At 39.5% G+C, this 23,870-nt stretch carries 26 protein-coding genes and 1 tRNA gene; 9 read left to right on the top strand and 18 right to left on the bottom strand.

Annotated elements, in window-relative coordinates:
* Positions 1-9 precede the first annotated feature (9 nt).
* The 4 genes from CLV81_RS05640 to CLV81_RS05655 form a co-directional block, all read right to left on the bottom strand.
* Positions 10-750: a VIT1/CCC1 transporter family protein gene (locus tag CLV81_RS05640; RefSeq protein WP_106144061.1), complete on the bottom strand. Its 741-nt coding sequence runs from the start codon at positions 748-750 to the stop codon at positions 10-12.
* A gap of 9 nt (positions 751-759) precedes the next feature.
* The gene (locus CLV81_RS05645) at positions 760-1,518 is read right to left on the bottom strand and encodes an SDR family NAD(P)-dependent oxidoreductase (protein ID WP_106144062.1); all 759 of its coding nucleotides are present in this window, start codon (positions 1,516-1,518) and stop codon (positions 760-762) included.
* A 23-nt stretch (positions 1,519-1,541) separates the two neighbouring features.
* Positions 1,542-4,790 carry a S41 family peptidase gene (locus CLV81_RS05650; RefSeq protein WP_106144063.1) on the bottom strand — a complete coding sequence of 1,083 codons (3,249 nt, stop codon included), beginning with the start codon at positions 4,788-4,790 and terminating at the stop codon, positions 1,542-1,544.
* 71 nt (positions 4,791-4,861) lie between these two features.
* Positions 4,862-5,617, bottom strand: a complete 756-nt coding sequence (locus tag CLV81_RS05655; RefSeq protein WP_146129832.1) for a DUF6090 family protein — start codon at positions 5,615-5,617, stop codon at positions 4,862-4,864.
* A gap of 115 nt (positions 5,618-5,732) precedes the next feature.
* Between CLV81_RS05655 and CLV81_RS05660 the strand changes: the two genes are divergently transcribed.
* From CLV81_RS05660 to CLV81_RS05675, 4 genes are read left to right on the top strand one after another with little or no spacing between them, the layout of a single operon-like run.
* Complete coding sequence (locus CLV81_RS05660; RefSeq protein ID WP_106144065.1) at positions 5,733-7,772, top strand: S9 family peptidase; 2,040 nt, start codon at positions 5,733-5,735, stop codon at positions 7,770-7,772.
* A complete protein-coding gene (locus CLV81_RS05665) occupies positions 7,765-8,199 on the top strand; it encodes a PH domain-containing protein (RefSeq protein ID WP_106144066.1) in 435 nt (144 codons plus the stop codon). Before CLV81_RS05660 ends, CLV81_RS05665 begins: the two co-directional genes overlap by 8 nt.
* A 46-nt stretch (positions 8,200-8,245) precedes the next feature.
* The gene (locus CLV81_RS05670) at positions 8,246-8,653 is read left to right on the top strand and encodes a DUF2141 domain-containing protein (RefSeq protein ID WP_106144067.1); all 408 of its coding nucleotides are present in this window, start codon (positions 8,246-8,248) and stop codon (positions 8,651-8,653) included.
* A gap of 2 nt (positions 8,654-8,655) precedes the next feature.
* Positions 8,656-9,036, top strand: coding sequence for a DUF423 domain-containing protein (locus CLV81_RS05675; protein WP_106144068.1), 381 nt, complete (start codon positions 8,656-8,658; stop codon positions 9,034-9,036).
* On the opposite strand, the gene CLV81_RS05680 is transcribed toward CLV81_RS05675, so the two are convergent.
* The 9 genes from CLV81_RS05680 to CLV81_RS05720 all read right to left on the bottom strand — a co-directional run bounded on the left by CLV81_RS05680 (position 9,031) and on the right by CLV81_RS05720 (position 17,547).
* Entirely contained in the window at positions 9,031-9,735 is a 705-nt protein-coding gene (locus CLV81_RS05680; protein WP_106144069.1) for a DUF4097 family beta strand repeat-containing protein, read from the bottom strand. The genes CLV81_RS05675 and CLV81_RS05680 overlap by 6 nt on opposite strands.
* A gap of 31 nt (positions 9,736-9,766) precedes the next feature.
* Entirely contained in the window at positions 9,767-10,432 is a 666-nt protein-coding gene (locus CLV81_RS05685) for an ankyrin repeat domain-containing protein (protein ID WP_106144070.1), read from the bottom strand.
* 20 nt (positions 10,433-10,452) lie between these two features.
* Positions 10,453-11,205, bottom strand: coding sequence for a DUF4097 family beta strand repeat-containing protein (locus tag CLV81_RS05690; RefSeq protein ID WP_106144071.1), 753 nt, complete (start codon positions 11,203-11,205; stop codon positions 10,453-10,455).
* A 19-nt stretch (positions 11,206-11,224) separates the two neighbouring features.
* Positions 11,225-12,016: a HEAT repeat domain-containing protein gene (locus CLV81_RS05695; RefSeq protein ID WP_158259076.1), complete on the bottom strand. Its 792-nt coding sequence runs from the start codon at positions 12,014-12,016 to the stop codon at positions 11,225-11,227.
* Positions 12,017-12,018: 2 nt separating this feature from the next.
* Complete coding sequence (locus tag CLV81_RS05700; RefSeq protein ID WP_146129833.1) at positions 12,019-12,546, bottom strand: RNA polymerase sigma factor; 528 nt, start codon at positions 12,544-12,546, stop codon at positions 12,019-12,021.
* A 103-nt stretch (positions 12,547-12,649) separates the two neighbouring features.
* Entirely contained in the window at positions 12,650-14,047 is a 1,398-nt protein-coding gene (locus CLV81_RS05705) for a DUF4932 domain-containing protein (protein WP_106144074.1), read from the bottom strand.
* A gap of 256 nt (positions 14,048-14,303) precedes the next feature.
* A complete protein-coding gene (feoB, locus tag CLV81_RS05710; protein WP_106144075.1) occupies positions 14,304-16,541 on the bottom strand; it encodes a ferrous iron transport protein B in 2,238 nt (745 codons plus the stop codon).
* Complete coding sequence (locus tag CLV81_RS05715) at positions 16,538-16,780, bottom strand: FeoA family protein (RefSeq protein ID WP_106144076.1); 243 nt, start codon at positions 16,778-16,780, stop codon at positions 16,538-16,540. The genes feoB and CLV81_RS05715 overlap by 4 nt, the downstream gene beginning before the upstream one ends.
* Positions 16,781-16,872: 92 nt before the next feature.
* Positions 16,873-17,547 (bottom strand): SCO family protein, encoded by a 675-nt coding sequence (locus CLV81_RS05720; RefSeq protein ID WP_106144077.1) that lies wholly within the window; start codon positions 17,545-17,547, stop codon positions 16,873-16,875.
* A 153-nt stretch (positions 17,548-17,700) separates the two neighbouring features.
* On the opposite strand from CLV81_RS05720, the gene rseP reads away from it, so the two are divergent.
* The 3 genes from rseP (at position 17,701) to CLV81_RS20905 (ending at position 19,380) form a co-directional block, all read left to right on the top strand.
* Positions 17,701-19,017, top strand: coding sequence for an RIP metalloprotease RseP (gene rseP, locus CLV81_RS05725; RefSeq protein ID WP_106144078.1), 1,317 nt, complete (start codon positions 17,701-17,703; stop codon positions 19,015-19,017).
* Between the two features lie 64 nt (positions 19,018-19,081).
* Positions 19,082-19,155 (top strand) — tRNA-Asn (locus tag CLV81_RS05730).
* Positions 19,156-19,272: 117 nt separating this feature from the next.
* Positions 19,273-19,380 carry a DUF7009 family protein gene (locus tag CLV81_RS20905; RefSeq protein WP_417935410.1) on the top strand — a complete coding sequence of 36 codons (108 nt, stop codon included), beginning with the start codon at positions 19,273-19,275 and terminating at the stop codon, positions 19,378-19,380.
* A gap of 33 nt (positions 19,381-19,413) precedes the next feature.
* Here the strand turns inward: CLV81_RS20905 and CLV81_RS05735 are convergent, their stop codons facing one another.
* Both CLV81_RS05735 and CLV81_RS05740 read right to left on the bottom strand, forming a co-directional pair.
* Entirely contained in the window at positions 19,414-20,031 is a 618-nt protein-coding gene (locus tag CLV81_RS05735; RefSeq protein ID WP_106144079.1) for an SGNH/GDSL hydrolase family protein, read from the bottom strand.
* 65 nt (positions 20,032-20,096) lie between these two features.
* On the bottom strand, positions 20,097-20,963 hold the full coding sequence (locus CLV81_RS05740; RefSeq protein WP_106144080.1) for a DUF6503 family protein: 867 nt from the start codon (positions 20,961-20,963) through the stop codon (positions 20,097-20,099).
* Between the two features lie 170 nt (positions 20,964-21,133).
* Between CLV81_RS05740 and CLV81_RS05745 the strand changes: the two genes are divergently transcribed.
* Both CLV81_RS05745 and CLV81_RS05750 read left to right on the top strand, forming a co-directional pair.
* On the top strand, positions 21,134-21,658 hold the full coding sequence (locus CLV81_RS05745) for a glutathione peroxidase (RefSeq protein WP_106144081.1): 525 nt from the start codon (positions 21,134-21,136) through the stop codon (positions 21,656-21,658).
* Positions 21,655-22,065 carry a hypothetical protein gene (locus CLV81_RS05750; RefSeq protein ID WP_106144082.1) on the top strand — a complete coding sequence of 137 codons (411 nt, stop codon included), beginning with the start codon at positions 21,655-21,657 and terminating at the stop codon, positions 22,063-22,065. Before CLV81_RS05745 ends, CLV81_RS05750 begins: the two co-directional genes overlap by 4 nt.
* A 47-nt stretch (positions 22,066-22,112) precedes the next feature.
* Here CLV81_RS05750 and CLV81_RS05755 read toward each other — a convergent pair whose 3' ends face one another.
* From CLV81_RS05755 to CLV81_RS05765, 3 genes are all read right to left on the bottom strand, one after another.
* Positions 22,113-22,274, bottom strand: coding sequence for a Lacal_2735 family protein (locus CLV81_RS05755; RefSeq protein WP_106144083.1), 162 nt, complete (start codon positions 22,272-22,274; stop codon positions 22,113-22,115).
* Positions 22,275-22,423: 149 nt separating this feature from the next.
* Entirely contained in the window at positions 22,424-22,645 is a 222-nt protein-coding gene (locus CLV81_RS05760; RefSeq protein ID WP_106144084.1) for a hypothetical protein, read from the bottom strand.
* A gap of 445 nt (positions 22,646-23,090) precedes the next feature.
* Positions 23,091-23,870, bottom strand: a complete 780-nt coding sequence (locus tag CLV81_RS05765) for an SDR family NAD(P)-dependent oxidoreductase (protein ID WP_106144085.1) — start codon at positions 23,868-23,870, stop codon at positions 23,091-23,093.

A 23,870-nucleotide genomic window follows, 5' to 3' on the forward strand; every position in this document is an offset into this window, starting at 1 on the left:
GGAATGTATTTAGACGGCTATCAATTGTTCTAGAAAGTCTCCGACAAAATAGGAGACAACCGCGGCAATTCCGCCCAATACCAAAGTCTCCAAAATACCCTTGATTATAGACGTCTGATTCACATAGGTCTTTAACCAACCAACAATAATAAATCCAAGGCCGGTTAAAACGGATGCAATCAAGAACAGGTTTTTGTCCAAAGGCGAAACATAATCCACCACGTAAATAACTAGAGGAATTAGGCCTATCAAAATGAAGGAAATATAGGTGGTCGCCCCAATCCAAAATGGGGAACGGTCTTCTTTTACCATTTCCAGTTCTTCTTTCATCATGGTATTTACCCAAATCTCCCTATCATTGGTAATCACCTCTACCACCTTGTCCAATAACTCTCCTTCAAATCCTTTGGCCGCATAAATCTCCTTGATTTCCTCTTTTTCAACATCAGGAAGATTTTCAATCTCCCAATATTCCACCTGCTTATGTTTATTGTAATTGTCCTGTTCTGATTTTGTGGAGAGATAAGCGCCTACTGACATTGCAAAACCATCTGCTAACAGGTTCGCGAAACCCAGAATAATGATGATAGAACTGTCCAATCCAGCACCCACAGAACCTGCAACTACGGCAAAAGTGGTTACACACCCGTCAATGCCTCCATAAACGAATTCTCCAAGGTATTTTTCAAAGCGCTTGAACATACCTGAGTTTTGATGGAGCTGATTTTCGCTATGTGGGACGGTATTCATTTGGTTGGATTATTGACGAAGATAAGAAGCTCCATTGACATCTATAATGGTCCCCGAAGTGTATTCGGCCCCTTCCGAAGCCAAAAACAAAATAGCATGCGCTACTTCTTCGGGTTGTGCCATCCGTTGAAAAGGGGATTCACGTAGCAAGTTTTCCCGTTCAGCAGGTGTTAAGGTTACCGCAGCCATTTCGGTTTCTGTAAACCCCGGTGCTACGACACCAATATAAATATTGTAAGGCGCTAATTTTTTTGCCAAAGATTGGCTCATGGCATTTAATGCAGCCTTGCTTGCCCCATAGGCCGGCTTAGTGGGTTCGCCTCGAAAAGACCCTCGCGAAGAAACATTAACAATTCTACCTCCTCCTGTTTTAATCATAGACTGGGAGGCCCAGTAACTCATGTTGGCTACTGCAAAAAGATTGGTCCTGAAGGTTTCTTCCCATGCATGGGTCCAATGGTCAAAGTCTACCTTATCGATTTCATGAAAAATAGAAATCCCCGCGTTGTTTACCAGTATATCGATTTGTCCAAAAGCCTTAACAAAATCATCAATCAATTCTTCACAATTCTCTTTTTGGGAAATGTCTTTTTGAAAGATTTGATGCCCCTCACCTTGTAACTCGGCAAGAGTTTTCTGAGCCTCTTTAACATTGCTTCTGAAATTAATACCAACCTTGGCTCCTTTTTGGGCAAAGGCAATCGCGGTGGCTTTTCCTATTCCTCTAGAACCACCGGTAACAAGCACGGTTTTGTTGGTAAAATCCACTAGCAAACACGTAAAGGTTGAACTTACTTTTTAACTCGAATCGGATAAGCAGGAGTCACGACATTTTTAGGTGGATTTTCGTCTAACTGCTTCATAATAATTTCAATGGCTTTTTCCAATTGGGGATCATGGCCTTTAATGACCAATTCAGGAAGTTGCTCCACATCCACATCCGGAGCAACACCTTCATTTTCTACCCTAAACCCTTTTTCAGAGTAGAAAGCAAGATTGGGTGCGGTAACCACACCTCCATCAATGAATTCAGGATACCCTAGAATTCCTACCAGTCCACCCCAAGTGCGCTTGCCTACAAGAGTTCCCATTTCGAACCGACGGAACATCCATGGTAGATAATCCCCACCAGAACCTGCGGTTTCATCAATAATCATCACTTTAGGTCCTTGAATTGACGCACTGGGCGATTTTAAATCTTTTCCATATCTAAAATTCCAATGTGCTTGTAAAGGCCGCTTTAGAATATCGATGTAATAATCCGCCAACAATCCACCTCCATTGAAGCGCTCATCAATGATTATGGCTTTTTTATTGGCCTGAGGAAAGAAATAGCGCTTAAAGTATTCGAACCCCGCACCTGCGGTATTGGGAACATATACATAAGCTACTTGACCGTCGGTCGCTTCGTGCACCTTCTTCATATTTCCTTCCACCCAATCCCGATTTCGAATGGCCCATTCCGTTCGTAGTGGAGTGACTTGATAGCTTTTTGCATTGCTTCCATCTGGGTTTGAACTTACTTCTAGGTCGACCAGGGTATTGGCTGTATTTTCAAAAAAGCTGTAAATGTTGTCAGTGCCTGAAACGTTTTTGCCATTTACAGAAATGATATAGTCACCTTCAGAAACCCCAACACCTGGTTCTGTCAATGGAGACCTTAAATCTGGAGTCCAGTTTAATCCACCATAAATTTTACTGATTTGATAGCGATTGTTCTTGATTATATAGTCAGCCCCTAAAAGTCCGCCTGGAATACTTTTTGGATCGTTCAATGCATCTCCGTCGCTTCCGAAACGGTGGTGTCCTACTGCCAATTCGCTGAACATCCAGCGCATGACCCTGTAAAGATCATCTTTACAAGAAGCATGGGCGACAAAGGGCTCATATTTGGTCTTCATAGCATTCCAATCTGCACCATGCATACCTGGATCATAGAAGTAATCTCGATTTACCCGCCATGCTTCATTGAATATATTTTTCCATTCCTCCTTAGGATTTATTTTGATGGATATGGCATCTAAGTTCAAAGGGCCGTTTTCTGACTTTTTACCTATATCCGATACAAACCAAGCTCCGCCACTATTATAGAACATCTTCTTTCCACCACTAGCAACTTCATAGTAGTCCGTTTCAAAAAGCTCTTCTTCTTTTCTTTCTTCAAAACTGAACTTACTTAAATAGGATCCTGAATCATCTGAAGTTATATAGTATACCTCTCCCTCTTTTACGGAATTTAATTCACTATAATCACCAGCATCGATGGGTAAAGCAATCATTCTATTTTGAATACCAGCCCAATCAACTTTTAGAATCTTGGGTGTGGGCGTATCTTTTTTACCTTTTTTGGAAGAATTTTCTTTTGCAGGTTCCTCCTTCTTTTCTTCTCCATTTTCCTCATCATTTTCTCTCTTCAATGGCGAAACCACCTCTTTTTGAAGGGTAATAGCGTACATGGAATATGTAGATTCCTTATCAATATTGGATTGGTCAAACCAATTTACCACGGGGCCGGCATCGGTTGAAGCCAATAAATAAATATACTTACCGCTAGGATCAAAAGTGGGTTCTACCACATCTGATAGGCCGTCCGTTAGTTCATAGGACTTGTTTTCAGATAGTGAGTAAAGAAATGCTTTTTCAAATTGGGTGTTCGTGATTTTAGTGTAGGCAATCCAATTGGAATCGAAAGACCAATCACTGAATTTTTCCCTTAAATCTCCGGGAATGAATAAATCGTCTTGGTCTATTTTAACGGTTTTGGATGTGGCTATTGTGGTTACGTACAAATTTCTTCCATTATCTACATAGCTTACTTTTTTACTATCGGGAGACCAGTGAATATTTCCATAAAACCCAGTTCCCGTCATGTCTACTTTCTTAGTGGTTCCACTTGAAACATTTTGGATGTGCATAGCGTACTCACCCGATGCATCTGAAAAATAGGCGATAGATTTTCCATCGGGGGACCATGAAGGAAATTTTTCGTGTACTCCAGGGGTCTCGGTAATGTTTTTGGGATCACCTTTTTTTGCAGGCACGGTAACAATATCCCCACGGAAATCCAAAACCACCCTAGCTCCGGACGGTGAAATGTTTCCTGACCTTACATATTGTGAGCCAGATACAAAGCGCTCTCGCAGTTCCAATAGGTCGGTGGCAATATTGATGGTTAATTTTTTATCGTTTCCTGAAGCAATATCGTAGATGTGCAGAGTTCCGGCATGCTCATAAATAACCGAGTTTTTGTAAACCTTGGCATTAATAACAGGGAAGTCTTTAAAATCCGTATGCTTTTTTACCGCTTTAGTAGAAATATTATAGCTGAACAGGTTGAACTCACCATCGCGGTCGCTCCTAAAAACCACATTATTACCAGCCCATTGCGGTTGGGTATCGTTACTCCCTCCATCAGGCTTTGGGATTTCAACTACTTTATGGTCGCTGGTATTGTATACCCAAATTCTTGAAGCACTTCCACCGCGGTAATGCTTCCATTGTCTAAAAGCATCAAAGATGGTGGTATACGCAATATGCTGTCCATCATCTGAATACGAAGCCCAAAATGCATTGGGAATTTCCAATTGGGAAGTGGCCCCGCCATCTATTGAAACAGTATATAGTTGAAAGTATCGATTCGTATGGGAATTTCTACGGGATGCGAAAAGTATGCTTTTCCCATCAGGCGAAAAATCTCGAATCAAATCTCGATATGGATGCCAGGTCAATCTTTTTGGAATTCCTCCTGTAGATGGAACTATATATACATCAACATTGCCATCATACTCAGCATTAAAGGCAATCATGCTCCCATCGGGCGAAAAAATAGGGTTGGATTCAATGCCTTCATCAATGGTAAGACGCTTAGGATTGGAACCATCACGATTGGCAATCCATAGGTCTTCAGCGTAGACAAAAGCAATTTGTGTATCGCTGAGGGCAGGTTGTTGCATTAATTTAGTTTCGGTTTGGGCATGCCCCGAGGCGATTTGAAAATAGGCAAATACGAATAGGAGTTGGGTTATGAAAAATCTTTTCATTTTCTCTAGTGTTGATGATTTTTGAAACGTGATTGAAGATACAGGATCGCTTTCAAAAAAACAGAATAAAGCTATATTTTTTCGAGCTCTAAATCTATACTTTGCTTCAACTCTTCGGCCCTTTCCTTTATGGCGTTCCACCTAACAATTTGCTCCTGGTTTCCTCCAAATTTCAGTAGTACCATTTTCCAATATTCCCTGTTTTGGGCAAGCGTATTTGCATCGAGACTTTTCAGGGTGGATATATCCTCTAAATTAAGTCCAAGCATTGCAAGACCTTCTTGATTGAGGTAAACATGCTCAACCAACAAAGGGGTAATGTACTCATCAGTGATTTGTCTTGTTGTACCATCGGTATATGTTTCCTTGGCATTTCTGTAATAGTTGAAAATGTCCTGTCTCAATGCCTCATTCTGCACAAAACTCATTTTACCAGAGGATACGGCTTCATCAAAAATGCCACTATTGCTTTTGAAGTATTGGTCAAAAACAAACTCGTACGACCGTCTGATAAAACTTCCTTTATCAATGCTTTCAGGGTTTTTTAAAAGCTGAACAAGGCTGTCCAATCGTTTAAGCCTTTCACGAGACAGTTTGGTATTGTTTTCAATTTGCTGAATATCCAATTCCACATCATTTGAAAGGTTGGACAATAGTAATCGTTCTTGCTTTCTTTGCTTGCTCTGTTCGCTATAGTTATTGATTTGAAGGGCAATCAGAATCCCTATGACGACCAAAATAATCTCCCCGATGGCATAAAGAAGATAACTGGAGAACTTTTTCTCGGAAAGAAGCCCTTTTCTAATTCTTCGGAATACTTTAAGCATGGTTGGGTGGGTTTCCTGATAAATATAGCAAGTTATCATACAAATTACATAGGATAAGAAATGTTGTTGAGAACGATGCTTTCCATTACCTTTAGAAATCTTAAAAATTAAGACCATGAGAGCACTTCTTTGTCTGTTATCCGCAATGTTGGCGATGCAATTTTCAGTTGCCCAAAAACCTAACTTTTCATATTTGGATGTATTTGATCTTCAGTATGTATCCGACCCACAAATATCTCCAAATGGAGAATGGGTGGTATATCGAAGAATGAGTTTTGATATCATGAAAGACCGTTCGGTGGGGAATCTTTGGTTGGTTAAAAGTGATGGCGGCCAACATCAAAAACTGACTACTCGCGAAGTGAATGAAAGCAGCGCAAGGTGGTCACCCAATGGAGATAGGATTGCCTTTTCCAGCAGTACGGAAAATGGTTCTGAAATATATATGTATTGGGTAGCCAATGGAAAGGTAGCTAAATTAACCCAGCTTCCTTTTGGCCCAAGTTCGTTGACCTGGTCCCCGGATGGAAAATCTCTGGCATTTTCCATGAATGTACCCCAAGCCCCTCCCGTAAGTGCCAAAATTCCAAAAAAACCGAAAGGAGCCAAATGGGCCGATGCCCCTAGGATTACGGACAGGGTTTACCATGAGGCTGATGGCCGAGGATACATCAAGCCTGGGTTCAACCATATTTTTAAGGTTTCGGCAGAAGGTGGGGCCATAAGACAGCTTACCTCTGGGGACTATCACCATAGAGGAACTTTGTCATGGAGCGTTGATGGGAGCAAGATTTATTTTTCCGCCAATCGAGTGCCCGATTGGGAATATCGTTTTCGAAATAGTGAAGTCTATTCCGTAGATGCAGAGAGTGGAACCATTGAAGCTTTAACCGAAAGGGATGGGCCAGATTATTCCCCAAAGGTATCCCCAAACGGAAAATATATTGCCTACTTGGGGTACGAGGACAAGTATGAAGCCTTCCAAACTAGGAAGTTGCATATTATGAACTCAGATGGTTCTGGAAAACGTATGGTTTCCGGAAATCTGGACCGAACCATCTCCAATATCCAATGGGATGCTAAAAGTGCTGGGCTTTACATTTCCTATGATGACAAAGGCAATGGGAAAGTGGGACATATTTCCTTGGATGGGGAAGTATCTAAATTAGCAGATAACGTTGGAGGAACTTCTTTGGGCAGACCGTATGGGGGAGGTTCTTTTACAGTTTCAAAAAACGGCACAATTGCTTTTACCCAGTCTAGGCCCAACTATCCGGCTGAGTTGGCAACCATAGGAGGTAAAAGTAAGACAGCTCGGAAAGTTACTGCCTTGAATCAACCCTTATTGGAATACAGAACCTTGGGTGAGGTTGAGGAAGTTTGGTATAAATCTTCCTATGATGGACGCGATATTCAGGGATGGGTGGTATACCCTCCAAATTATGATAAAAACAAAAAATATCCTTTTATGGTTGAAAACCATGGGGGTCCCATTTTGAATTACGGGGACCGTTTTTCCGCTGAGATGCAGTTATATGCTTCAGCAGGATATGTCGTTTTTTATCCAAATCCAAGAGGAAGCACAAGTTACGGTGAAGAATTTGGAAACTTGCTTCTCAACAATTACCCAGGTCAGGATTATAATGATGTGATGGACGGAGTGGACCATTGCATTAAAATGGGAATAGCTCATGAAGACCAACTTTTTGTAACTGGAGGTAGTGCAGGTGGAATTATGAGTGCTTGGATGATAGGAAAAAACAATCGCTTTGAGGCAGCTGTTGTGGCCAAACCCGTGATGAATTGGATTAGTAAAACCTTGGTGGCGGATAATTACTTTGGATATGCCAATACGAGATATCCTGGTCAACCTTGGGAAAATTTTGAAGGGTACTGGAAATTTTCACCAATATCCCTCGTTGGTAATATAGAGACACCAACAATGGTGATGGTTGGAATGAACGATTTGCGAACTCCGCCGAGTGAAGCAAAACAATTGTACCATGCCTTGAAGCTGCGAAAAATTGAAACAGTTTTGGTGGAGATTCCAGGCGCAAGTCATGGAATAGCCAGTAGGCCAAGTAACTTGATTACCAAAATAGCGAACACGGTCGCTTGGTTTGATAAATACAGGACCGATATAGAAAATGAGTAATAAGAAAAGACATTGGTTATGGAACGTACTGATCGTTCTTACCCTTGTTTTTTGTGCATCTGCTTTTGTGATGCATTATAAGAATTGGCATTCCATTGAGGAGGGAGAGCTAAGTATTACCTCCGGGATTTATCACTTAAAGATTCCCATTTCAGAGATTGATAGTATCTCTTTTGTGAAGAGAATCCCAGAAATGGAGCGCTCCCATGGCTTTTCCTGGATGGAAAAAGAAAAAGGGGTCTTTCAGGATTCCCTAACCCAATCCAAAGTGTACGTTTTTGTAGATGATTTAAGGCAACAAAAAATACGCTTGGTGCATAATGATTCACTAAAAGTATTTCTGAATTTCAGTGATAGTTTACTGACACAAAAAGTATATGGGGATTTAAATGAAAAACTAGTGCTTAAATTCGAACAACAGAAGTAATTTTGGCATTGTATATGTGTTTATCCTACTTAGTAATTCAATATTCATGAGAACCCTTTTGTTGTTTTTCTTGCTTCTTCCGGTTTTTGCTATTTCACAACATACTCTTTCCGTGACGGTATACAATGTACCCTCTTCCGAAGGAAAGGTAAGTGTGGCCATGTATGATTCCGCTTCTTCTTTTTTGAAATTTGAAGAGGTGGCCAAGAGTGGAAGTACTTCTGCCAAAGAGGGAATGATAACATTGACATTTGAGGATGTGCCAGAAGGCGAATATGCCATTGCACTATTTCATGATAAAAACGGTAACAATGCCTTGGACACCAATTGGCTAGGGATTCCAAAGGAAAAAGTAGCATTCTCAAAAGCAAAAATGCGAACCTTTGGCCCACCAAAGTATGAAGATTGTGCCTTTAAAATTACTTCAGATGATAAAATAAGTATCTATTTTTAGGTATGGTCTCCAGTGAACTTGTCCAATTTTTTGGCGCAGTGTACGGGCTTCTAGCGGTGATTTTTGGTGCTTTTGGAGCACATGCCCTAAAAAAGAAATTGACCCAGGAACAACTTCAAAGTTTTGAAACCGGGGTCAAATATCAGATGTATCATGCCATTCTTTTGGTATCCCTAGGATTTTTCCTAGACTTTGGCGAAGCACTTCAAAATTATATGGTGTTTTGCTTCATACTTGGAACCTTTCTGTTCTCATTCAGTATTTATGGCTTGGTTTTAAGCTCTTCAGCAGGAAGAAAACTTAAATTCCTTGGACCGATAACCCCACTGGGAGGCCTTTTATTGGTTCTAGGTTGGGTGTTGCTTCTACTTCAAATATTATAACCTCAGATACATATTACCATTAATGGTATTGAGCCGAAGGGTATTGGTGGCGTTGGCGACACTTGCCATAACTTTTTGACCAACATGTCTGTCAGTTACTTGCAAGTTCATTTTTTCATCTGCATAGATTTGTCCGTGAATGGTCTCCGCCATTAAATTGGATTTCCCGACAGATAAATCAATTTCTCCATTAATCGTCTTTAGGTCCAAATCCCCTTCGTATTTTTTGATTTCAATGTCGCCGTTTATCAAATCAGCGGTAAAATTCCCATCAATGATTTCTGCGTTTAAGCTACCGTTTATACTTTCTACCCTAAATGTGGCATTTTTGGGGACATAGAGCACATAGTTGAACTCATACATATCATCCGTATAATAATATCGTTTTCTTCCGCTTTGTTCCCTTTCCTTGTGAAAGGCTTTAAATACTTGCTTTGCTTCAGATGATATGGAAACATAACCGTTGCTTTCATTTACATCCAAGGAGTATAGGTCAAGATATTTTCCTTGATCCGTTTGAATATCCGCTTTAAAATATATAGTGGACTTATCCCAGGTCTTTACTTCTATTTCCGATGCAAACTTTACCTCAAGACTAATGGTCTGTCCAGTATAGTTGATGTTTTTTTCAATGATTTTCTGACCTTTTACGGTAAGGGCCAATAATGTCGTGGCCAAAAAGAGGATGTTTGTTTTCATGATTGTTCGTTTTTTGGTGCAATAAGCTTTCTTACAAGTACTTTCTTAATAGGGAAATCATTTCCTCGTCATTAGAGGCAAGAGCATGGTACATAGGGTTTTCATCTCCAGGAGCCTCTAGTTTTGGGTCTGCCCCGTTCTTCAACAAAAGTTCCGCTACCTTTTGGTGTCCATTCTTTGCAGCCTGTATCAATGCGGTGCCATCTCCAATTACTATGGCATTGACTTTAGCTCCATTTTCAATAAGATAGTTTACAACCGCATAATTGCCTTCTCTTGCTGCAATCAAAAGTGCTGTGCCATCACCAGAAAGCTCTTTGTTAATAATAGCTCCTTGTTTTATCAAATAGTCTACAAGTGCTACGTTGTCATTTAGTGCAGCGGCCATCAAAGGGGTTTCGTCTCCTTTAACATGGAATTTTACATCTGCACCTGAAGCTATCAATTGCTTTACAATTTTTAGATTTCCCATTCTTCCTGCCAAAACTAGAGGTGTTCTGGGGTCACTGTTCCATCTGCACATACAATTAGGGTCAGTAGTTTCAAGGAGTTGCGCAACCTTGGTTGAATCATTTTTCTCAATGGCAGCAAGCAAAGATTTACAAGAATCATTGTCTGTACTATTTACTTGTGATAGCCCAATAGAGAATCCAAATAAAGTGAATACTATTAAAAAAAAGGCTTTGTTTTTTTTCATGACTGTTCGTTGTTTGATTGTTATTTTTTTCTCAGGTAAATGTTCCCATTGGTGGACTTAAGGGAAATGTTCACCCCTCCATTGTTGATGCTAGCTTTTACGCTTTTTCTGGAGTACGACTTCAACCCTTCTTTTTCTTCCCGCTTTAAATCGAAATTGCTATAGATTTCGCCGTTTGTAGAGCTTAAGGACAGTTGGGCAGGCGTATTGGATGGCATTGAGACATCGACCGCGCCGTTTGTTGTATAAATCGAAATTGGAGAGTCTTGAGTAACCGTGTTGAAAAAGACGTCTATGTCGCCATTCAGTGCATTTGCCGTAACCGGACCGTTCACATTTCGGAGATCTACACTTCCATTTAGACGAGCATTTGCTTCAACTTCTCCAGAGAAACCGTCCACATCGATATCTCCGTTCCAGGTACTTTTTACCGAAACGTTTTGGTCTTTGGGAAGAAAGATTCGTGCAGTTTCATTCTTCCTGAGATTTTTTACAAGAAGTGTGTTGCCATCCTGCACCACATAAAAACCAACATCGGTATTGTCTTCTCCTCCTTCTCCAACCAGTCTAAGCCCTTTGGCCCTTTCTGATACTTCCGAGTTACTATTGGCCTTGATTAGAAGCTCATTTTTACTATGGGTTCTGACTATAATGTCAGATTTGGATTCGATTTTTACCCACTCCACACCACTTAAGGACTTGGTGTAACCGTCCTGCGCTTGGCTGAAATTGGCCATCAAACACGCCGCTAAAAGAATAATTGAATTTTTCATGATTTTCGTTTTTTGATATTTATATAATTTTTGGTAATCCTGTCTTTATCTGTTCTTTGATGAAAGGTTGTGTATCCTCCTGCTCAAGCAATCGCTGCATGGGGCCAATGGCTTTCTTTTCCTGCATCTGTACCAACACTTGAATGATTACAATTTGTATACTGGGATTTTTTTCCTTGCTTAAGGCTTCCATAAATACTTCTTTAACTTTCTCAGAGGAAGAGAATCTCGAAAGTGCTTCAAAAGCCGTCAATCTTACATTATCATTTTCATCATTGAGCATGCGTTTGGCTAAAGCATCGACTACAGCGTCATCTGGATTGGGGATTTCTTCAATATAATTTACCCCTTGGATACGCTTACTGGCCGATTGATTTTCCATCAATGAAAGCATTACGGTTTGCTTCATTTGTAGGGTTTCATTTTCTAGCGAGGCAATATTTCCATCTACCTTTTTTTGCTGAAAAACACTTCCAATCTGGAACGAGGTTACCAGAAGCGCTATGCTGGCCGCAATCTTAAGCACATTGGATGCCCAAGACGACTTTTTCTCTTTTGATTCCAAAGGAATTACCTTGCCAGACTTACTTTTTTCAGCTTCCAAAGCTTCTTCAAACTGCATTCTAAGGCTATTTGAAGGAACTGTGGTCTCCTCTTTTTCGAAGGCCTCAAAAAGTGTCTTCATCTCTTCCAACTCTTTCCTTCCTTCTTCTGATCGGGCCAAATAGGCTTCCAATTCAACTCTATCTTTTTCGGAGATGGTGTTGTCCAGATACTCGGGCAACAACTCATCGATACGGTCTCTTTTCATGACTATATGGTTTCCAAATACATTTGTTTTACTTTTTTCAATACTCTGCATACTCTGGTCTTAACCGCTCCCGGGGTACTTCCCACGATTTCGGCCAGTTCCTCATATTTGACCTCTTTAAATCGGTTCAGGATAATCAATTCCCTGTCCGAAGGGTCCAATTGGTTCAACACATTCTGTAAATGCGAATAATCTTCTTGGGCCGTGATGTTTTCTGACTCCACCGGTTTGTATTCCAACACTTCTATATCATCATGATTATGCTGATTTCTGGTGAAGTGTGTTTTCAGGCTGTTTCTGGCTATGGTGAACAACCAAGAAACATACGAACCGTTTTTATAGGTGCCACGATACTTTATCACTTTATAAAAAACATCCTGTGTAAGATCTTCACTCAACATTCGGTCGCCAGACATTTTGTACAAAAAATTATAGACGTGTTTGTGATGTCTATCAAAAAGTAGTTTTAATAAATCCAGATTTCCCTGGGCTACTTTTTGCATGATGATTTCGTCTGTCAAGGTCTCCAAAAGTTGGTTTTTGTTAGTCTTCTACTCTGTATAGTCAGAAAAAAAGAAAAGGTTACAGCGGGCGCAAAAAAAAAATAAAATTAAAGCTGCCAGCCTGGTATTTCTATTGTTTTTTACTCCATTCCAGGATTTCAAGATAGAGCTGGCTCATGGAAATTGCTGGATTTTCTTTGTAAAGAGCCATCAATTGACGGTTAAATTCCTTAAAATGGATAAAACCCCTTGAGGTTTCCATTTGATTTTCCATAATATCAAGAAATTCAGATACTTCATCTTCGGTGAAAAAGTCCATACAGTAAAGAGAGAATACACCCCAAGTCATGTATTCATTGAAAACGGCATATCTGTTTTTGTAGTTCCTATTGAACTTATCACGTCTTACCCATTTATCTAAATCCTGAAAAGCCATGTCTATTTCACCGACCATAGTGTCTGAAACTGGATTGACAAAATTGTGGTCAATCTCGGTAAATACCACCCGAGATGATTTCATTTCGTTGATGGCATTGGAATATTTAGGATTTCTTCGGGAGGGCATAACAAACATGGCGGACAATTTGAAACCATTGTCCTCAAACTTCTGTGCACTATGTGCTCCACCGGATAGTGGGGAGAAGTAAACGACATAGCTACCATATGTAAATCCAAATTTATCCTCCAACCATTGCTGCATTTGACCAATAGGATTTAAAGTTTTGTAAGTTTCAACAAGTTCTTTGTAATAAGACTGGTGATTCTTAAAGAATAACCTGAAGTTGGATGTTTCTGCAAAATCTTCAAAAACCTTCTTGTTTTCAATGAAAGGATTTTTGGGGCTTTGAAATCCCATATTGTGAATAATCCCATCATCCGTTATCTTATTCTTTGCATTGAAAAAATATCCGCAGGCGTTCATTTTTAATGCATAATAATACCAATAACCATCCTCATCATATAGTTCTGGAATATTCTCATTTATCAATTTAATGGCATCATGTTCCTTGTAAGGTTGAAAGTATTCCACAACTTCTTTATGGTAGGGGGTATTCATCTGGGTCATATTACTATCAATACTACCAACATCCGAGATGGCTACCATAATTTTGGCCAACTCATGAACTTCGGGAATTTCCACTCTTAGCTTTCCTCTGTTGGCTTTTATGTATTCTTTACTGAATGTTACATTTCTTGGTACACCCACAAGCTGCGTAATGGCTGGTTCCATTCCAAGAGCTTCTATCTGAAAGTTGATGGTATCATGTAATCTGATATGAAAAACAGCCGTGTCAATGTCTGAGGTAAACACCACTTTGGTTGGATTTCCATTTTTGGTGTCTACATGCATTCTGTCTGGTTTTAGATCGGGATCAACTCCCCAAATCCGATTTGAGCCATTTCCAATCTTATAGTTGACTTGATTTTGATTGGATTTTAAGACTTTGTTTTGATTCTCTTTTTTTTGTTCTTGGCAAGCTAGAAGAGTTACTAAGCCTAGAATAAGGCAACTTACTTTATGTTTCATTTTATAAAGGTTTGGTTTACCTTATATAACCGAGAATTACAAAAAGGTTACGAAGAAGAATATCTTTTTCAAAACAAAATGCAATGCATTTTGGGTGATGGTGAAACATTAACACCCACAGTCGTCCTGCCCACAGGACTTTGAACTTGCTTTTTTGGAGCCCACCAAGGATTTGGGAAGAAAAAACTTCCATACCAAATACCCTATGGCAGTAGCAAGGATTAAATAGGCCAATATGTTTTGCAATAACTCCATATTATTTTAAAAGTTGGAAGGCCATTAAAGCAACAAGGTACGCAAAAGTGCTCATAAATAGAAGCTGGAGCAATGGCCATTTCCAAGAATTGGTCTCTTTTTTAACAACGGCAAGTGTGCTCATACACTGCATGGCAAAGGCATAAAATAGCATTAAAGAAATACCGGATGCTAAATTGAACAATGGTTTCTTTCCCGATTCGTCCAGTTCAGCTGCCATTCTATTCTTAATTGTGTCTTCTTGATCACTACCAACACTATAAATTGTTGCCAAAGTCCCTACAAATACCTCACGGGCTGCAAAGGAGGTCAATACCGCGATTCCAATTTTCCAATCGTAGCCCAATGGTTTAACCAGAGGTTCTATGGCTTTCCCTGCGCAACCCATATAGGAATGTTCCAAGCGATAACTGGCCACTTCCTGTTGCATAGCACTTTCTGTAAGGATTTTGGTCATGACTCGAACAGAATCTTGAATAGCACGAATACTTACGGCTTTTTCTCCACCAGTGATGCTCAATGGGGTACTCTTTACATATAAATCAATATTGTTTTTGATATAGTTTTTACTGTATGGTGAGAGCCCTTGTTTTTCGATTCGCTCAGAAACAATGGTCTCGGCATTTTTAAAATCCTCCGAATATCCGTTTGAGCCCAAGAACCAGAGAATTATTGCAATGGCCAAAATGATTTTACCCGCACCTACCACAAAACTTTTGGTCTTTTCCAAAACTGTATACCCTACATTCTTAACAAGAGGCAGACGATACGTAGGCATTTCTGCAATAAATAGGGTACGGCTTTTTATTTTCAGAACCCTGTTCAAAACCATCGCCGAAAAGATGGCCATACCAAACCCCAAAAGATAGAGTAACATCAAGGTGAGTGCCTGATAACTTAGCCCCAAGAAACTTCCCTCAGGGATTACCAAGGCGATGAGTATCAAATAGACAGGTAACCTTGCGGAACAAGTGGTAAAAGGCGTAACCAAAATAGTGATTAGACGTTCCTTCCAACTTTCAATGGTACGGGTGGCCATAACTGCTGGAATAGCACACGCGGTTCCAGAAATTAAAGGAACCACGCTTTTTCCACTCAAACCGAAGGGGCGCATCAATCTATCCATTAAAAATACCACGCGGCTCATATAACCACTTTCCTCCAAGAGCGAGATAAACAGGAATAAGAAGGCAATTTGTGGTATAAAAACGGCAATACCACCAATTCCTGCAATGACTCCCTCTGCCAACAGGTCTGTTAAGATTCCCGAAGGGAGCGTATTTTTTAGCCAATCACTAACTAAAGAAAACTGTTCGTCAATAAAATCACTGGGATAAGTGCTCCATTCAAAAATCGCTTGGAAAATCAGCAATAAAATCAAAAAGAAAATAACGTACCCAAATATTTTATGGGTCAGAATCTTATCCAAATTAGCCCTTAAACCAGTGGCAGCCTGCAAATCTACTTTGTAGGTGTCTTTTAAGGTGGCGTTGATAAACTGATAGCGAAGTACAGTTTCTCGATGTTGGAGTTTTTTAAGATCTTCCTTGGATTTGGTGGAAAAGGAAGTCGCATCCTGAATACGTTTCTTTTCGATTGGCATGAAATTGACATCCTGAGTAATAACCAGCCATAGTTTATATATGTCTTCCTTTGGGAAAGCTTGCTTCAACCTTGCAAAATATTCTGGAGCTATTCTGGAAGTATCTAGATTGGGTTGTGCCAATAAGCTTCTGTAATTGGCAATTAATTCTTTGACGTAGGTTACACCCTTGCCAGTTCGTGTGCTTACTAAAGCAATTTTGGTGTCCAGTTTTTTTTCCATGGCCTCGATGTCCACAGAAATACCTTTTCTGGACATTCGGTCCGCCATGTTGATGACTAGGATAGTAGGTATGCGAAGGTCTTTTATTTGTGTAAACAACAAAAGATTCCGTTTTAGATTTTCCACATCGGTAATTACTACAGCTACATCTGGATAATCTTTGTCGTTTTTATTAAGAAGAACCTCTACTACCACACTTTCATCTAAAGATGTGGTATTGAGACTGTAGGTTCCGGGGAGGTCCAAAATATGGGCTTTGACACCTCTGGGCAGTTTGCAAATACCTTGCTTTTTTTCAACAGTAATGCCTGGGTAGTTACCCACTTTCTGCTTAAGCCCCGTAAGCTGATTAAAAATTGAAGTCTTTCCTGTATTGGGATTTCCAATCAGGGCCACATTGATGCTTTTGCTCATAAGGAAGGCTTGTTATCTACTATACTCACAGGAATATGATTGGCCAAAACGCGCCTAATGGCTATATGCGTTCCACTAAGATTGATGTAGATAGGGTCTTTGAGAGGTGCCACTTGTACCAATTCAACTTCATTCCCAGGAAGGCAACCCAGCTCCAACAACTTAATGGGTAACACGGCATCATCAAATTCCGTGATAATACCCTTTTGTCCGGGTTGTAAATCAGCAACTGTGGCCACTAAATTTATTTAGATTCATTTTAAGTTAGGCAAAAGTAAAGAAAAAGGAAAGAAGGAGGGGTTAAAAAGAATAGAAAACGCCAATGGTTCAATCAATCCGCATAGCTGGCTTTCAAAATCTCTAAATCGTTCAAAAGCTTTTCGATCTCTTCGGAATTTGTTCCATCATAGAAGCCTCGTATTCTTCGTTCCTTGTCCACCAAAATGAAGTTTTCTGTATGAATCATATCATAGGGCCCTCCATCTCCATCGGTTTTCACAGCCAAATAGGACTTTCTGGCCAGCTCATAAATCTGTTTTTTATCTCCGGTTACCAGATTCCATTTACTGTCCACCACCCCTTTTTCCAAAGCATATTTTTTGAGCTGGGCCACCGAATCAATATCAGGTGTTACTGAGTGGGAGAGCAAGAGAACATCAGAATCATCTAAAATAGAACCCTGTATGTGCGCCATGTTTTTAGTCATTATGGGGCATATAGTTGGGCAAGTGGTAAAGAAGAAATCGGCCACATAAATTTTATCCGCATAATCTCTTTGGGTAATGGAATTTCCATTTTGATTGGTCAACTCAAAATCTGCAATGGTATGGTACTTTTTCTTGTAGTGCAGTGTGCTGTCCACCAGTTCTTGACTTACCATGGAGGGTTGGTAAATCGGTAATTTTTGCTCTGGCTGGAGCGCATTGTAAAAAAGGTATACAATTACGACTGACAAACCAAGAAGAACTGCTCCAAAAAACTTGTATTTTGAAAAGAAAGAACCCATATCACAAAATTACTACCGGTCAAGGAAATCCTCAAAACAAAAGGACGGTTTGGGTGCTAAAACTTTCTTAAATGCTTTCATTGATTAAAATGATCTTTTTGTTAAAAGTGCTAAAACCTTACTTTTGTGGCCTTATTGATAGATTTGATTTGAATGGGTCTTTTTATACAGATAGTAATGTTCGTGGCAATTATCTCCATTTTGGTGATTTTGCACGAGCTTGGGCATTTTCTTCCCGCAAAATACTTTAAGACTAAGGTTGAAAAATTCTACTTGTTTTTTGACGTCAAGTTTTCGCTTTTCAAAAAGAAGATAGGCGATACGGTATACGGTATTGGATGGCTTCCTTTGGGAGGGTATGTGAAGATTGCTGGCATGATAGATGAGAGCATGGACACCGAGCAGATGAAGGAGGAACCCAAACCATGGGAGTTTCGTAGTAAGCCAGCTTGGCAGAGATTGATAATTATGTTGGGGGGCGTTACAGTTAACTTTCTTTTAGCGTGGATAATTTACACCTTTCTACTGTTCAATAATGGAGATACTTATATACCTTCCAAAAACCTAAAGTATGGTATCCAAGTCGATTCTATTGGCGAAACCCTCGGACTGAGGACAGGGGACCGAATTCTTGCCGTGGATGGGAAGGAATCCAAACGTTTCAACGAAGCAGTTTTGGACATTATATTAGGAGATGAGGTCACCGTAAACCGGGACGGACAGGAATTGACAATTCCATTAACGGATGAAGGAAAGCGAATTGTCTTCCAGTCTCAAGGGAGAAATTTCATGTTATATAGGTCAAAACCCGTGATTGCGGTAGTTGCAGACTCATCAATTGCTAAAGAAGCTGGAATAGAAGTAGGAGATGAAATCCTCGGAGTAAATGGAGAAAGAGTTGCTTATTGGGATGAGGTTGTTGATAAAATAAGAAGTTCTGCGAACCAAAATCTTGAAATCCTTCTTGACCGTCAAGGTACGCAGCAAACTATTGGTCTTACAGTACCCGAAGAAGCAAGAATTGGAATTGGGGTAAACTATGAGGACCTAAGTGTTACCGATTCGTTTTCGTTTTTGCAGGCTATTCCTGCAGGTTTTACCAGGACAATCAAAGTTTTAACGGATCAAGTGCGCCAATTCAAGGTCATTTTTAACTCGAACACAGGAGCCTATAAGCAGGTAAAGGGCCCTATAGGTATTGTTGAGCTTATGCCAACTACTTGGAACTGGGGTTTCTTTTGGAGCTTTTTGGCCATGTTTTCCGTTTGGCTCGCCTTTGTGAATCTATTGCCCATTCCAGCGTTGGATGGTGGGCATGTTATGTTCTTGCTCTATGAGATAGTAAGTGGAAGGCCTCCCAGCCAAAAGGTTTTGGAACGAGGACAAATAGTAGGTTTCATCTTGCTCATGGGTCTCATGGCTGTGATTTTTGGTAATGATATCTGGAATATCATCAAAAGATTTATTTAGGTGATTTTTTGCTTGTAGTCTTTTAAAGAAACTGCTATATTTGCACCCGCTTAAGGAAAATTATTCCTCCTTAGCTCAGTTGGTTAGAGCATCTGACTGTTAATCAGAGGGTCCTTGGTTCGAGCCCAAGAGGGGGAGCAGTGATAGCCCGACAGGTATTGTACTTGTTGGGTTTTTTATTTTTTATGCTTTTGTTTATTCTACTTATTGAAAAGTTGGCTGCAACAACCAAGGGATTAAAGCATAATCAGATGTTTGAATAATGGAAAAGAGCTAAGGCAGAATTGGGAAAAGGAATTTGTTTGTATGGACCAAACTTCGGAAAACCAGTCTGATAATTATACCAATCCTAAGTTGATATGATCAATTCAAATACAAACTTAGATAACGGCTTTGTTAGTTTTTAAACAAGGTGGCTACAATTGTTTCCGCTGCCACTTCGCTTCCCTTTAGGGAAGGATGAAAACCGTCTGAACCATAATAGGAATAATCGTTCGTACTGTCAAAATGCTTTTTCCAGACTTTCCCCACGGGGCAAATTCTTGCGTTGATTGCTTTTGCTGCATCTTCATGGTTTTTAACTACAGCATCAAACGTGGAGTAGTAGGATTGGGATGGCCATACCATAAAAAATACTAGTTCGCCTTGGTTAGTTTCACAGAGATTCTTGAAACGTCTCCCATAATCGAACAGGACCTCTCTTCCATAACTCTGGGAGGAAGGTCCTTGCTGTATTAGAACAAAATCATATTTTCCTTTTTTTATCATCTTTTGTGCCTTACCATCTTCCCAATGGTCGATAAGTGCATAGTTAGGATATGCAATCATATCAACCTCTAATTGAATACCTTTTTGCTTTACTTCTTCCTTTACCAGTTCCGGTAAATTATTGGAAAATGTAAGGCTATTGCCAATAAACAAAACTTTGGCATGCTTGGAGTTTGCTCCTGCTTTTTGGGATGATACAGCAATCAAGGAAAGTGTAAAAATCAATAAACAGATACCCTTTTTCATGTTACGCGAAAAGTTGATACTCAAGATAGACTATTTGTTCCTATAAGTGGTTACGCAAAGGTTTTTTACAATTTGGAGTCACCTTTATATGGAATGTTTTTATCAGGATAGAGCGAGGACAAGGGAAAACCATTTAGGCGTAGGTCACTTATAGTAAGGGTATGCAATGTCCGTTCGGGTTTTTTCAACTTGTTCAATTGTATATATAGTTTTCTAGGATATGTAATACCATTTTCATTTTTGTTCAGCCCATCAAAACGGATGGACCCAAATACACTCCGAGGTACGGGGAGGTACATTCCCCGAACAGTATAGCTAGCAAAAGAAAGGTCACCGGATTCCCTATCTATGTACAATACGTATTGGTCATGCTCTTTATGAGGTTTCAGTTTATCCCAAGTAGCAAAAACTAAATCGTAGGTTTTGTTCTCAAACTCTTGGACTCCTGCATATTTTAGGATTGGAGCGTTCCTCAAGCGCAGTGGAAGCTCAAAAAAATACTGAATCGCTGGTAAGGTAAAAGAGATGCTTTTTTTTCTTCGGAAGCTTACCTTTCCCTCTTCATTTATCTTGTAGCTCTTAAAAGACTGAACACCAAAGATGGTTTTATTTCGTGTTTTGAGATAATTGAATTGCCCGTCAAAAGAGGAGGGTCTGAAGCGCATTTGCATCAGTTCGTTGTCCTTGGGAAAAGGATTGGCGATTGCATATAGCCCTTTCCAGTCGTCTGTGGCTTTAAATGAATAGTTTTTCGAAGCTTCAAGTATATCCAAGCGATACTTTTTGATGACACCATCCAAAAGTTGTACTGCCTTGTCTTCCCGATTGGGTAAATCTGGGTTTAGTTCAGAAGTTCGTAAATCAGCAATTTTGCAGCTTTGAACAACAAGCACAACGATAAGGCTAACTAGTAAAAGAAATCTTTGCTTCATGGTAAAAGAGTCGATTGGTTGGTTAACCCATTACTCGTATTTTCTGTATATACTTGAAAAACCCAAAAGAGCATAAATAGACTTATTATTTTGTTTAACAATTATTAAAAAAATATAAACAAATTGTATTTTTGTTTCTGAGTATTACTACAACAATTGAATTAGGCGATATGAACAGTACGAATACGATAAAAACTGGGATTGATACGAGAGAGTTTAAGCCAATCTCTGTATATGACATAAGTATCAAATCCTTGAATGGTTCTACAGTTGATTTGAGTCAATTTAAGGGTAAGCACATATTGTTTGTAAATGTTGCCTCAGCCTGTGGATTTACTCCTCAATATAGGGAGCTGCAGCAGTTAAGTGATAATTACAGTGAAAAACTTGTTGTAATAGGGCTGCCTTGCAATCAGTTCGGCAAACAAGAGCCAGGTGATGCAGATGAAATTCAGCAGTTTTGCGAACTTAATTTTGGAGTCACTTTTTTGCTTACTGAGAAAATCAATGTAAAGGGAATCAACCAGCACCCACTTTATACTTGGCTAACCAATAAAAATTTGAATGGAAAGAAAAACTCGAGTGTAAAATGGAATTTTCAAAAGTATTTGGTTAACCAGGAAGGAAAGTTAGTAGACTATTTTTTGTCTTTTACAAAACCAACAAGCTCAAAAATTACTAGGTATTTGCGATGAAACTTTGTCTATTTCGCCTTTTGGTGGATTTTGGATTGCTAGTACTGATTTGGATGGTTCAGTTGATAGTCTATCCAAGTTTCACCCATTTTTCAAAAGAAAATTTGGTTGAATGGCATGTGAAATACACTGCGGCCATGGGGTATATAGTAGGTCCCTTAATGTTGATCCAATTGGGTATTTATCTAATGATTTCAATCGGTGAACCCACTTTCTTCAGCATTGTAGGCTCTATTTTGGTATTGGCAATATGGGTAACTACTTTTTTTCAGTTTGTTCCCAAGCACAAGTTAATTTCTGAAGGTAAAGTGAATAATGCTTTACTGAACGAATTGGTAAGAACGAATTGGATTCGGACTACGCTTTGGTCTTTACTTTTCGTTGTAAGCTGTATTTCTTGCCTGTGAGTCTAGCCGATTTCCGAAGTAGTAATTCTGGAAAACAAATTGTTCCTCTAAAGATTTTCTATCTGTTTCATTATCTGTTCGGCTTCGTAGGTTTTCTCATCACTTAGTTTCCTGTTGGTTGTGGAAAGTGTATGAGCTTCTTTTAAAAGCTTGGCATATTTTTCTTGCAATTTCTCTTTTTCTGATTTTTTCTTGAACAGACCAAACATTTCTAACTGATTTAAGGGTTTTTGGGAATCGTGAGCAATATAAAAAGGGACGCTCCAACATGCTCCGCACTCAAAATGAATCCAACTTTCAATTCCATCTCACAGCAATTTTGAGAAGTGCAGTTTATTCGGAAACGCCCCATCTTTTTTTAGACCAAAGGGTTACCCTTTAGTCTTTTATCTATTTTTTTCTTTTTGATGGTAATCCGTTTCATCGCCTCCATTAATTTGGAGTCTTTTGTCTTCTTATAAATTTCATTAATGGATAGTACTAAATCCTTGGCTTCCCTGGATGCCTTTACCCTATCGCTTGTTGACATGTGGCTCATAGGCCTCTTTTCAAACTCTTCCGCTCTTAGCAATAAATCCATTTTGTTTAATAAAATTTATAAATACATAAACAAAGATAAGAATTGAGTATTTAGGTTGCGGCAAATAGATGCTATTAGCATTTTTTTAACAAAAGGAATATTTTCAAAATGAGAAACGGTAAAAGAGTACCATATTTCAAACCTTTTTTCAATTTCCTTAGAAAAGACGCAATTATTACCCCAAAATTTAAGAATTCCTTTATTTTAGGATGAGGTGTTCGTATTTTTAGGTGTTCAAATTTTACGAATATGAAAAAAATAGTGGTTTTATTTTTTGTTCTTTCGATTTTTGGATGCTCTTCACTAAGAAATACTCAAAAAGTAGCAGTAAGTGAAGAAAAGGGCAAACATATATTGCCTCCTAACACAGCTTCCAATAAATATTCTAAAATTAGACAGGGAGGTAACTAGTAATTTAAGAAAAAGCGCCCTTTAGGCGCCTTTCTTATTTAACTTCCTGCATCTGTCGAATTTGTGTTAGAATGACTTTTTTAGGGGTAAAGGGTAGCATCTTCATCATGATTTTTTGTGATGTTGTCAAACCGGAGATTACGTCCATCTTACCCTCTAGCATTCCTTTGTACCCATCCTTTGCAACACTTTTCGCGGAAACCGGTTTATCGAAAAGATTGGTTTTGTCCATACCGGACGTTCTCGCAAATTCGGTTTCGGTGGCGCCGGGCATCAAATTGGTTACTGTGACCTCGGTGTCATGTAATTCTTCTGCTAAAGCATTACTGAAATACGTGACATAGGCCTTTGTTGCAAAATAAACCGCCTGAAGTGGTCCAGGCATAAAACTGGCTGTAGAAGAAACGTTAAGAATCTTTCCGCTATTTCGTTTGACCATTTCCGGTAGGTATAATCGGGTCAATGCCGTCAAAGCTGTAATGTTGAGGTTAATCATTGCCAAATCCTTCTCCCAAGGACGTTCATGAAATTTTCCATGGCCGCCAAAACCAGCATTATTGATAAGGTAATCAACTTGGATACCGGCTTCGCTAAGCTCGTCATGGATTTCTTCTGGGGAGTTGGGTAGGGTAAGGTCTTTCGCAATGATTTTTACTTCAACTTGCTCTTGGGACTCAAGCTCGGATTTTAGCATTTCCAACTTGTCCTCGCTTCTGGCTACAAGAACCAAGTCGGCTCCAGTTTTTGCGTGACAGTACGCCAATTCTTTACCTATTCCGCTGGATGCTCCAGTTATTAAAGCTACTTTTTTCAT

It is taken from the genome of Flagellimonas meridianipacifica, assembly GCF_003001695.1.
Classification (GTDB): Bacteria; Bacteroidota; Bacteroidia; order Flavobacteriales; family Flavobacteriaceae; genus Flagellimonas; species Flagellimonas meridianipacifica.